The organism is Hahella ganghwensis DSM 17046, assembly GCF_000376785.1.
Lineage (GTDB): Bacteria > Pseudomonadota > Gammaproteobacteria > Pseudomonadales > Oleiphilaceae > Hahella > Hahella ganghwensis.
The window spans coordinates 22,619-34,558 of record NZ_AQXX01000109.1; the positions used below are offsets into that span (position 1 = coordinate 22,619).

The following is an 11,940-nucleotide window of genomic DNA, read 5'->3' on the forward strand; positions in this document are numbered from 1 at the left end:
TCATCGGTAGACGGGAAGCCCTGTTGCCCACCGGGTTTGGGTTATTGACTGGAGTGATTTCTCGCATCATTTGGGCAGGCGTCTTTGCCCCTCCCTTTTTTGAGCACCCGGGATTGTTTGAGGCCCCCTGCAAGTACAGAGCATCGCCATCCTCCCCGGATGGTGATTGTCAATTGATCCTCTCCGGATCTGACATGATGTAATCGCCCTCCTCGGTTTCTCTGAGCCTGAAACGGATTTTCTCGCCCGCTTTTAGCGTGTCCATTAAAGCCGGGTCTTCTACCTGAAATGACATTCTCATGGCTGGCCACTCCCACTCGGGGATAGGGTCATGAACCAGATCAATCATTGCCATATCAGGTACCAGGGCTTTGATTTCGCCGGTGGCCAATACGCCCGTCACTTCGGCCGTTGCAGTAGCTCCCTGGTCTTTAATAGCCAGCCCTTTAATACTTTGTCCTTTAATACTTTGGATCAGATATTCCCAGTCGCCTTTTTTGGCCAGCTCAAACTCAATTTTCTGACCTGCCTGCAGTCCCTCCAGGGAAACAGATTCATCAACTTCGAAGTCCATTTTCATGGTCGGCCAGTCCCAGGCTTCAATCGGATCGTGGGTGACTGAAATCATGGCCATATCTGTCATTACCGACTGCACTACTCCTGTGGCCATCACTACTTGCTCAGATTCGCCTTCCATCTCCATTTCCTTCTCACGAGATTCCATTCGCGCCACTTCGGCATCAATGTTGGATTCGGAATCAATCAGGAATTGCGCAGAAGTTACCACCTCCTGTCCGGCAGAAAGGCCCTCAAGAATCTGAACCCGACCATCGGCTTCCGGGCCTGCAGTGACCAGTACTGACTTGAATGAGCCGTTGTCCTTCTTGATCACAACCCGGTCGTAACGGGCTCCGCGAATCAGCGCCTCTCTGGGTATGCTGATGGCATTATCCGCCACCTCTGCGAAGATGGTCAGATCCGCAAACATATTGGGTTTCAAAGACGCTTGAGGGTTATCAAAACGAACCCGCACTCTCAGGGTTCGGGTCTTGCTGTCCAATACCGGATAAAGGTAATCCACCTTCCCCTCCCAGACCTTCCCGGGAATGGCAGACACCTGCATGGCGACAGGTTGCCCCGGTTTGACCCAGCTGGCCTGACGTTCAAACACCTCAGCGATGACCCACACCGGATCCAGTGGACCTATAGACATAATTTCAGTGGCAGGCTTAACAAACATTCCCTGTCTCACATTGAGTTTGCTGACTACGCCATCCACTTCAGCGCTTACTTTGATGCGCTGTTCCACACGTCCACGCTTATCCAGCGCAGAAATCTGCAATGAACTCAACCCCAAAGACTCAAGCCGTGCTTTGGAGGCCCGCTTCAATAAAGCGTTATTACTTCTTACTGCTGCCAGATACTCTTCCTGGGCATTGACCAGCGTCGGAGAATACAGCTCGTATAGCGTTTGACCACGACGCACCGGGTCACCTTCGCTGGTCACATTCAACACCTCGATCCAGCCGTCAACCCTACCGTGAATATGCATCAGCCTGCTTTCGTCAAACGTGACATAGCCGACTGTCTGAATCGGCAGTGACAGGGCACTTTGGGTCACTTTTTCTGTTCTGACCCCAAGGTTGTTCTCCACCACCGGTGATATTTTGACGGCACCGCTGTCGTCATCAGGTGCGGCCTCCTCATACACCGGAACCAGATCCATGCCCATAGGCGACTTTCCGGGTTTGTCACGGCGATAGTTCTTATCCATTGGCGCAACCCAGTACAACGGCTTCTTCTCTTCTGAGGCGGCGGTTTCGGTATCAGCTCCGGACATACCGGTACTGTTTCCGGCCAGATACCCCTGAACTAAAAAGCCACCGCCGAATGCAGCAACCACCAAGATCAATATACCCAGTGCTTTCATTTGAAAGATTCTCCTTGTTGGTTGTTTAGTTCAGAGAACTTTTGAGTGAGGTCAGAGGTCTGTGAGGGGAAAAAGTACTGCAGTTCCGATATCGCCAGAAGACGGTCCACAAGCAGGCGTCTGTAATCCAGACGATCTTTTTGTTCGCTGAGATAGGACCTCATCACTTCCCCAAAACCTGAAGCATCCGACTGATACGCTGACAAGGCCGCCTCTGCCTGCTGTCTGGACTTGGAGATAATCTCTGAACGGAACAGGGTCAGTTGCTCTTCGGTCTGGTTCAGCCGGGTAAGCAGCTCTGCGACATCACCATTCATCTGCCGAAACTGGTCATCTACCGCATACATTCGGGACTTCTGGCGATAGTTAGAACTCCGAACGCCCTGATCCTGTTTTACGCTGCTGAAAATTGGCATAGACACCGTGACCACCGCGCTGAAGAAATCACTGCGATCGGAGCCATCCGGGTTTTGGCCATCCCGATAGCCGTAACTCAACTCGACGCCCCATGCAGGGTCATACTGGTTTTCTGCCAGGGCCACATCGACCTCGGCCTCAGCCACCTGACGGTCCATAGTCATGAGTAGAGGATGTTCTCTTAATTTCCTGGCAAGAGGCTCGGGCAATGCTCTTGGAGCCGCCGAAACCTGACGGCTGTCGATAATATCCGGGAGGTTCAGGAGGGGCATTTGCTCAGGCCAGTCAACAAACGCCTGCTCCCCTATCCAGCGAGAGAGACGTATTCTCTGCTTCTGTTGTGATTTACCGGCCTTGATCAGTTTTTCGTTCAGCCGGCTCAGCTCAAGCTCAGCTCTCAGGACATCTGTTTGCTGAATTCGACCAACACTGTAGAGGGAACGCGTAACATCAAGCAGTTGTTCAAACAGCTTCTGATCCTGTTCCAGCACCTGAAGCGCCTGTTGCCAGTACATGACTTCGAGCCAGATCCCTCTTACATTCCGGTTGACCTGCAGGTAACGGACTTCTGCATTGCTGTACATTGCCTCAGCCTGCAGTGACATCTTGTCTTCCATTAGGGAAAGGCTGTCTCCCTGGGGAAACATCTGACGAATCCCTACCCTTAACTGGGTCATCGGTTCCTGGTCGAACTTGAATGAATCTGTTGGCAGATTCTGCCCACCCAGAATTAACACTGGGTCCGGTAACTGGCTTTTGGCGACGGCGTCAGATTTCATGGCTTCGGCAGATTGCAGCACCTGCCTGATACCAGCATCTGAGCTTATTGCCATTTTTTGCGCCTGCTCAATGGTCAGTGCAGCTTGCCCTGCGACACTGAACCCGAGCATTAGACCACCGGCAAGAGCACGGCAGACGGCACGCATCCTCCATAGAGATGGGCCCGATTGATCGACATACATATTGAAAAACATCCCGGTTAACAGTTTAAAATTTAAACGCTTTGTCCTTCCTGAAGACATAACTCAGCATAGAGGGCTATGCCTCTGTCTGCGAATTAATCAACAGGGGGATTGTTGGTCAAACCAACCGGGATCTAGTGCAGATAGGAACAGTTAATAACGTGGAAACGAGGATAATGACAACCAGCCGTCGGTGCTTGCCACCAGCGTGACACTGAAATACGACGGGTGATGAGACTGATCAGCCAGAAGACGGCAAATAGAACGGCGACAGGTGCAAGTGAGGCCAAGGCGATGGTCGCGGACTGACTGTCCTCACCACAGCAATTTTCACCTGGTTGTGCAGAATGGCCGGAGACATCATGATGATTCATGGCGGCCGTCAACTCCACTTCTGCTCCAGTGTCTGAAGCATTCATGAAATGAGCGGCAGCATGGTGGTTGATCATAAGATCAGGAGCTTTCTCATCGCTGGAAGCAGTGAAAACAGTTGCCTGATTCTTTGAGATGCCGGCGAAAGCCATAGATGATTCAGATATTCCTGCAGCACACAACAACATACTCTGGCACAGCAGCCACACAAGCACGAACGGCTTAACCAGGCGGCGACTGAATTGATGGGCCATGTGTATTGTCATGTATTCAATATTTCGTTGTGCTATATCAGAAATCGTCCGGAGAAGTTTTTCAGATCACCCGAAACCGGTCAAGCAAATATGATGTTGCCTTTCTGTATTTTAATGTTTGGCTGTACTTTAACGTCTGAGAAGAGCGGAGTCCGGACGCGATAAACTCTCCTGATTCCGGACGCCTATCATTCGATTAAGCCTTTCATTCAAATAAACTGGTTTACACAATAATAGCTACATATCCTCCAGCCGATTGGCCCCCTGAGCCATGCTCATAGCCTCATGTTCTTCAAGCTGGCAAAGGGCATCGAGCAGTTCGCGGGTGTCGTCGGTGGGGGCTTTGGCGTGAAGGAAACGGTAGAGCTCAATGACCTGATGATGATACTCCATAACCACTTCAACGATTTGAGAGGCATTCAGGTCGCCAAAAGCGACGGTACAATGTTGATTGCGGGTGACTGGGTATTTTTCCAAATATTCGTAGCACCAGGTATCCAGAGCGTTTTTACTGGTTTCCTGCTCTATTCTCGTAACGACTTTCTTGAGCGAATTTTCGTGCTGAGCGAGATAATCCAGCAACATGCCGGAGCGTTCGTCGGCACCGATTTTGGCTCCCTGACTCAAGCATTGGGAAAGTTCCCGATGGAAGTTGATGGTCCAGTCCAGGACGTCTCTCAGAGTTTCAGCCTGCATAGATTCCCCCTTTTTACTTCCATTATAGTCAACCTTTGAGAACAGGATGACCGCGTAACGTTATAGCAACTATACGTTGAGCTTCAAGAAAGGTCTTTCAAGGGGGAATCAAATTCTACAAAGACTCACATACAGGTGTGCACCTTACTTTATTCTTTGTGCAGGCTCTCCCAGCGCTGGTAAATATCATCGCTCCAAAAGCTTTGCACATAAGCAATAACAGCTTTTTTCTCATAATCCCCAAGGACATCCTTAAAGGGTGGCATGACACCTCCATAGGGTGCACCACCTTCATTAATAGTCTGCAACAGCGCAGGCATGGGGTGATGCCAGGTGTGTGCGGTTCCATTTAACGGTGGCGGGGGGTAGTGTCCCTGCTCTGTTGGTTTTTTCCACCGCTCAGTCCCCGTGGCGTCTGCGTTATGGCAGGAAATACAGTTATTCTCATAAACTTTTCCCCCTGATGCTACATCGTGTTCGGTGTACCACCGCGGTGCAGGTTCGGAGCATCCCGTCAGAGTGCCAGCCAGAATCAAGTATCGGGCTACTGAGAGATCAATTCTCATAATAAAAAGGACCTTGTAGTCAAATAAACAGGAATACTCGATATTGAGGAAAGTATCGGGGATTCCAGAATCGGCTCAAGCAAAACGACTCTGCCGAACCAATGCGTCGGGCCATTTTATTCTATGCCTCGCCTAAAACAAGTCTGCACCAACACGGACTAATTTTGAGATAACTCACCCCATCTCATTCAACACCTGTTATTCTGAGAGTATCGTGTTTTCTGTTACCCGCGAACCAGAACTCATCAGCGTGCGCGCAGATGATCGGAGGTGCCTGCCATGACGACTTTTGCTAACAGAAAAGATGCGGGAATGCGTCTCGCTGATGCAATATCAACCTTTCTGGCAGGCTCTGATATTGTTTCTTCAGGCCCCTCGGCCAGCACTTCTCACCCATTCGCCTCGGATATGGTAATCAAGCCTTCTGCAGACCTCACTAAAACACAACCCAATCCTGATGTACTGGTACTGGCGCTACCGCGCGGGGGGCTGCCGGTAGCCGCGCCAATTGCTGAACGACTGGGCGCGGAGCTTGACCTGATGATTGTCCGAAAACTCGGCCTTCCCTGGCACCCGGAACTGGCCATGGGAGCCATTACCACTGGGGGGATTCGTGTCCTGAATGACGATGTCATCGCCATGAGTCGCGTTACTGATTCGGAGATTGAGCAAGTGGAACAAAGCGAAAGAGAGGAATTGCACCGACGTGAATCCACCTATCGGCAAGGGCGTCCCACGCCCGTTATTGAAGACCGCACGGTAATCCTGGTGGATGATGGTATCGCGACCGGCGCGACCATGATGGCTGCGATAGACAGCGTCCTCAGCCAAAAACCGCATCGTTTATTGGTCGCCGTTCCGGTCGCCCCTGAAGCGGTGGTCGCCGGCATAAGCACCAAAGTCGATAAAGTTATTTGCCTGGCCACGCCACGGGACTTCCTCGCCATCAGTCGCTGGTATGACGACTTTACCCAAACCACCGATAGTGAAGTAAAGGCTCTGCTGGCGAATACCTGGAAACATCAACAACGACACTGACAGAAGCTAATTCATCATCAGGAAAGGGAAAATTGGCCCTGCCTTACATTGAGGCTTACACTAATGTGACAAACCCGGAAAGAGTGGTATCCGTTTTTTTGAACATAAAGCCTCAACCGACGATATTGAGGAGATCACTATGACAGCCTGGATTCTGGTAGCCAACGGGGGTGTTGCCCGGATATTTTCTTCCAACTCAGTCAAAGAATTTAACGAAGTAGAAGCCTTTACCAATCCTTTCAACCGACTGCATGAGGGTGACCTGGTAACCGACCGCAACGGAATGGGTAAAAACGGTTCCGGCAGTCACACTGAGACTTACGAACAGCCCAGTGCAAAAAAACACGAGCAGGAAAAGTTTGCTGGTGAACTGAGCGATCGCCTGGACAAGGCCTTTAACCAGCAGGAATTTCAATCCCTTCATTTGATTTGCAGCCCGGCATTTCTCGGTTTGCTCAGGCAAAAACTGAGCACCAATGTTGGCAACACCGTTAAAACAGAAGTCCAGAAAAACCTGGTGACTCATTCCGTATCGGAAATACGGGCCCAGCTACCTAAGATGCTATGAATATTAATGAGAAGCCAAGAAGACTCTCGGTGCGCGCGGTGGATGGTTTTACGAATGCCTCAGGCATAAGCCCCCGTGCGTAGTTTTCGGTATTCCCGCGGACTCACTCCCATCACCTTTTTAAATGCCCGGGAAAAATAGTAGGCATCCTGATACCCACAATCCATAGCGACCTGCCCGACACTCTGATGGGTAACATCCAGCAGATGGCAGGCTCGCTCGATTTTTAATCGGATAAAGTGATCAATGGGCGTAGTGCCGGTCACCTCCTTGTATTTTTTGATGAAGTGAAATTTCGACAGATTCACCGCATTGGCCAAAGACAATAAATCCAGCTGGCCATGCACACTTTCCAGCATGAGACTGTGGACCCGTTCCAGGTCAAACCGCCCTCCGGTATCCTGGTGTCGCGCAAGAGGTTTCAATAGCGCAATATGTGTCAGGATTCCCCTGAGTTGATTCGCTGCATTAATAAAAGCATTAAGGTGATAGGTCGCCTGCCTGATCTCCAGTAAGGTTTCAAAATCCCCCACGACTCTGGCACTACTGCCCAACGAGAAATGAATCATGGGAGCCGCACCCTGCTCCGGGGCCAGATGACGGACAAACTCATCAGCTTCCGCCCCGTCAAAATGCGCCCAGTAGATGGTCCAGGGAGTCTGGGGGTTGGCCTGATACCAGTGCGGCGTCCCTCTGGGCAATATCAAAAAATCCCCCGCCCTTATGACTTTTCCCGCACTATTTCCTTTCGATTCACCATGCACGAGGGATTCCTTATTACCTGTACCGACCACCGCACTGCCTTCAAGGCAATATATCAACAAGTGGTCGTCATGCACCGGTCGTTCCATGTGGTGCCCGGCCGCTTTTCGATAATAACCGATCCCCTGGGGGTACAACCCCATTGACAGAGGATGATGCGCCATTTGTTGAACCACCGGACGTGGTACCACAAAGCGGATGCTGCCCGGTGGCAAAGGCCAGCTTGACGGGGTACTCATAACGACCTCCCTTTGTGACAGACGAAAAAGCTGCAGGTCAAAAGCCTGCAATCTGTCTGCAACGAGCAATTTCGCTGAGTGCTGCTAATAGTTGGCGAACCAGGGATGAACAATTGAACCGAACCTCACACCAGACTATTTTTTAACCTGTAAAGCGCAATATAGTCCATGATTACCACAAGATTATCAATCCTCCCCCGCTGGCAGTCATGATAAAAATGTTGGCTATCAAAACAAAAAACAGAGGATGCACTGTATGTCCCGGATGATCTCCCTATTTATCAACGGCGAATTTGTCACCAGCCAGTCACAGGAACTGATTCCTGTCACCAACCCTGCCACCCAGGAAACCATTGCCCAAGTGCCTTGCGCCACCGGTGCAGAGGTTGAACAGGCAATCCAATCGGCCAAGACCGCATTTGAAAGCTGGAAGGAAACCTCCGTTGGTGACCGGGCTCGTTTAATGCTGCGCTACCAGACCCTGTTAAAAGAACATCATGATGAGCTGGCGGAGCTACTGTCCCAGGAAACCGGCAAAACATTTGAAGATGCCAAGGGTGATGTCTGGCGGGGCATCGAAGTGGTTGAACATGCCTGCAATATTGCGTCTCTGACCATGGGTGAAACCGTTGAAAATGTGGCCCGTAAAATTGACTGCTACAGCTACACCCAACCGTTAGGTGTATGCGTCGGGATTACCCCTTTTAACTTTCCGGCAATGATTCCCCTGTGGATGTTTCCAATGGCAATTGCCTGCGGGAACACCTTTGTACTCAAGCCTTCCGAACAGGACCCAATGACTCCTACCCGTCTGGCGGAATTGTTTAAGGAAGCCGGAGCCCCGGACGGCGTACTTCAAGTCGTACACGGTGGCAAGTCTGTGGTAGATCAATTGTTGAAACATCCGGGCACTCCTGCAATTTCATTTGTTGGCTCAGTCAACGTTGGTGAGCACGTCTACCGTACCGGCACTGAGCACTTGAAGCGCGTCCAGGCCTTTGCCGGCGCCAAAAACCATATGGTGGTGATGCCGGATGCCTCCAAAACTCAGGTGATCAACAATATCGCCGGTGCCTCCGTCGGTGCCGCAGGTCAGCGCTGTATGGCCATCTCAGTAGCCGTTTTCGTCGGTGAGTCCAGAAAGTGGATTCCAGAAGTCAGAGATGCATTGGCCAAAGTTCGTCCAGGGGCGTGGAATGACCCCGGCGCAGGCTACGGTCCGCTGATCAACCCGCAGGCTAAGCAACGGGTACTCAACTTTATCCAGGAAGGCAAAGAGGCTGGCGCTGATTGTATTCTCGACGGCTCGGACTATGTGGTCGAAGGTTACCCTGACGGCAATTGGGTCGGGCCAACAATGTTCCGAAACGTCACCACAGATATGTCCATCTACAAAGAAGAAATCTTTGGTCCGGTACTGATTGCTCTGGAAGTGGATTCCATTGATGAGGCCATTCAACTGGTGAATGAAAACCCATACGGAAACGGCACCTCGATTTTCACATCATCTGGTGCAGCTGCGCGCAAATACCAGCATGAGATCAAAGTCGGCCAGGTTGGGATTAACATTCCCGTCCCTGTGCCGCTTCCAATGTTTTCCTTCACCGGCTGGCGCAAGTCTTTCTATGGTGACCAACACGCCTATGGAAAACAGGCAGTGAAGTTTTACACCGAGACCAAAACCATCACAGCACGTTGGTTTGAAGAAGATATTGATACCGGGGTTAACACGACGATCCAGTTAAAATAATGTATGTCTATGGAACCGACACTGGTCAGGAAGCATCAATTCGTTGACCAGGTCAGTTCCAACTGACAAAGAGCACTGCTCTGTCAGGCAGACAACCAGGAGTGACAGTTATAAACTCACTCCTGATTCAATGGATAAAACTCCCCGGGTCGGTGGATAATTCATCTGCCCCCAGGAGGTGATCGCATTGTGACCCAATGCCGACACGCTGCCCAATGTGGACACGGTAAAAATAACAAGATGGACGGCCCCGCCACCCCAGGCCTTCCATACAGGAGTGATGAATGAACTTCGAACTTACTGAAGACCAGATCGCCTATGCGGATATGGCCCAGGCTTTCGCCAAAAATGAATTGGCCCCCCACGCCGCCGAATGGGATCAAAACCATATCTTTCCCGTAGATACTATCCGTAAAGCCGGTGAACTGGGGTTCTGCAGTCTATATACCCCGACCGACGCCGGCGGCCTCGGTCTGAGCCGACTGGATTCCAGTATTGTGTTTGAGCAACTGGCCATGGGCTGTACTTCAACCACCGCGTATCTGACCATTCACAACATGGCCACCTGGATGATTGCCACCTTTGGCAATGAGGAAACCAAGGCCCACTGGTGTCCTTCGCTGACCGAAGGCAAAAAGCTGGGCTCATACTGCCTGACAGAACCGAATGCCGGCTCCGACGCCGCGTCTCTGAAAACCTCCGCCAAACGCGCCAATAATCATTACATCCTTAATGGCAGCAAGGTGTTTATTTCAGGGGCCGGCAGCACCGATGTGCTGGTAGTCATGGCTCGTACCGGAGAAGAGGGAGCCAAAGGCATTTCCGCTTTTGCAGTTGACGCCAAATCCGAAGGCATCAGTTACGGCCGTCCGGAAGACAAAATGGGATGGAACAGTCAGCCTACACGTATGGTCTCCTTTGACAATGTTATCGTTCCGGCCAGCGCGCTGCTGGGCAATGAAGGTGACGGTTTCAAAATCGCCATGAAGGGGTTGGACGGCGGCAGAATCAATATCGCCACCTGTTCTCTCGGGACGGCCCAGGCAGCTATTAACCAGGCTCGTACCTACATGCATGAGCGCCAACAGTTCGGCAAACATCTCGCTGATTTCCAGGCTCTGCAGTTCAAACTGGCCGATATGGTGACCGAGCTGGTCGCCGCACGCCAACTGGTCAGGCTTGCCGCTTTCAAACTGGACAGCCATCACCCGGATAAAACGACTTACTGTGCCATGGCCAAACGCTATGCCACCGACATCGGGTTCAAGGTTGCAGATGAAGCCCTGCAGATATTCGGTGGTAACGGGTATATCAAAGAATATCCCCTGGAACGTTATCTGCGTGATAGCCGGGTTCATCGAATCCTTGAAGGTACCAATGAAATCATGCGCGTCATTATCGCCAGGCGAGTTCTGATGAAAGACGCGGCGGACCTGCTGTAAAACTCAGAAACCAGACAAGAACCGGGTCCGGACGCAAACAATCTGTGTCCAGACCAGTAGAAACACCGGAGAATCCAATGTCAGAGAGCCTGATACTAGAAAAACAAGGACACACCGCTGTCGTTACACTTAATAATCCACCTGCCAATACCTGGACGGCGGAGAGCCTCCAGTTGTTAACCTCGATCGTTAAAGATCTGGAGCACGACCGAGAGATCTATGCGCTGGTCATCCGCAGCGAAAGCGACAAGTTTTTCTCCGCCGGAGCGGATTTGAAGCTTTTCGCTGATGGCGACCGCTCTGTCGCCCGGGACATGGCCAGAGATTTCGGCGCAGCTTTTGAGACTCTAGCGGCATTCCGCGGAGTCACCATCGCTGCGATAAATGGCTATGCCATGGGTGGCGGGCTTGAAGTTGCCCTGGCCTGTGATATCCGGGTTGCGGAAGAACAGGCGCAAATGGCACTTCCCGAAGCCAAGGTCGGCCTGCTGCCCTGTGCAGGCGGTACCCAGAACCTGACCATGCTGGTCGGTGAAGGCTGGGCAAAACGCATCATTTTATGCGGAGAACGCGTAAAGGCACCGTTAGCCAGAGAGATTGGTCTGGTGGAAGAAGTGGTTCCGGAAGGCAAGGCTTTTGAAAAAGCCATGGAGCTGGCCAAGATGGTAGAACAGCAGAGCCCGACAGCCGTCGCCGCCTGTAAAACTCTGATTCAGAGCCACCGAAAACAGCATCCAACTCAGGGGCTGATCCTTGAGCGTGAACTGTTCGTCGATCTTTTCCATACAGAAGACCAGAAAGAAGGGGTGAATGCTTTTCTTGAAAAGCGCAGCCCGGTCTGGAAAAACGCCTGATCTTTTGAAACCTTAGCCTTTGTAAACCTGAGCCCAGGCAAAGCTATATAAAGAACGACTAAAAAACCCAATGCCGGGGGCACTTGCGCC

The 11,940-nt window shown here is 51.4% G+C and carries 11 protein-coding genes; 5 read left to right on the plus strand and 6 right to left on the minus strand.

Features of this window, described 5'->3' with window-relative positions; genetic code table 11:
- Positions 1–169: 169 nt before the first annotated feature.
- From F566_RS0111970 to F566_RS36310, 5 genes are all read right to left on the minus strand, one after another.
- Positions 170–1,930: an efflux RND transporter periplasmic adaptor subunit gene (locus F566_RS0111970; protein WP_020407227.1), complete on the minus strand. Its 1,761-nt coding sequence runs from the start codon at positions 1,928–1,930 to the stop codon at positions 170–172.
- A complete protein-coding gene (locus F566_RS0111975; RefSeq protein ID WP_169334443.1) occupies positions 1,927–3,309 on the minus strand; it encodes a TolC family protein in 1,383 nt (460 codons plus the stop codon). Before F566_RS0111975 ends, F566_RS0111970 begins: the two co-directional genes overlap by 4 nt.
- Before the next feature lie 134 nt (positions 3,310–3,443).
- A complete protein-coding gene (locus F566_RS0111980) occupies positions 3,444–3,947 on the minus strand; it encodes a hypothetical protein (protein ID WP_157496755.1) in 504 nt (167 codons plus the stop codon).
- 225 nt (positions 3,948–4,172) lie between these two features.
- The gene (locus F566_RS0111985) at positions 4,173–4,631 is read right to left on the minus strand and encodes a hypothetical protein (protein ID WP_020407230.1); all 459 of its coding nucleotides are present in this window, start codon (positions 4,629–4,631) and stop codon (positions 4,173–4,175) included.
- A gap of 149 nt (positions 4,632–4,780) precedes the next feature.
- Complete coding sequence (locus F566_RS36310) at positions 4,781–5,197, minus strand: c-type cytochrome (RefSeq protein ID WP_033416161.1); 417 nt, start codon at positions 5,195–5,197, stop codon at positions 4,781–4,783.
- Positions 5,198–5,476: 279 nt separating this feature from the next.
- Between F566_RS36310 and F566_RS0111995 the strand changes: the two genes are divergently transcribed.
- The gene (locus F566_RS0111995; protein ID WP_020407232.1) at positions 5,477–6,235 is read left to right on the plus strand and encodes a phosphoribosyltransferase; all 759 of its coding nucleotides are present in this window, start codon (positions 5,477–5,479) and stop codon (positions 6,233–6,235) included.
- A 139-nt stretch (positions 6,236–6,374) separates the two neighbouring features.
- Positions 6,375–6,803 (plus strand): host attachment protein, encoded by a 429-nt coding sequence (locus F566_RS0112000; protein WP_020407233.1) that lies wholly within the window; start codon positions 6,375–6,377, stop codon positions 6,801–6,803.
- Positions 6,804–6,862: 59 nt separating this feature from the next.
- On the opposite strand, the gene F566_RS0112005 is transcribed toward F566_RS0112000, so the two are convergent.
- Positions 6,863–7,804 carry an AraC family transcriptional regulator gene (locus tag F566_RS0112005; protein WP_020407234.1) on the minus strand — a complete coding sequence of 314 codons (942 nt, stop codon included), beginning with the start codon at positions 7,802–7,804 and terminating at the stop codon, positions 6,863–6,865.
- Between the two features lie 256 nt (positions 7,805–8,060).
- Between F566_RS0112005 and F566_RS0112010 the strand changes: the two genes are divergently transcribed.
- The 3 genes from F566_RS0112010 (at position 8,061) to F566_RS0112020 (ending at position 11,850) form a co-directional block, all read left to right on the plus strand.
- Entirely contained in the window at positions 8,061–9,554 is a 1,494-nt protein-coding gene (locus tag F566_RS0112010; protein WP_020407235.1) for a CoA-acylating methylmalonate-semialdehyde dehydrogenase, read from the plus strand.
- 284 nt (positions 9,555–9,838) lie between these two features.
- Positions 9,839–10,996, plus strand: a complete 1,158-nt coding sequence (locus F566_RS0112015; RefSeq protein ID WP_020407236.1) for an acyl-CoA dehydrogenase family protein — start codon at positions 9,839–9,841, stop codon at positions 10,994–10,996.
- Positions 10,997–11,073: 77 nt separating this feature from the next.
- Positions 11,074–11,850 (plus strand): enoyl-CoA hydratase, encoded by a 777-nt coding sequence (locus F566_RS0112020; protein WP_020407237.1) that lies wholly within the window; start codon positions 11,074–11,076, stop codon positions 11,848–11,850.
- Positions 11,851–11,940: the final 90 nt, after the last annotated feature.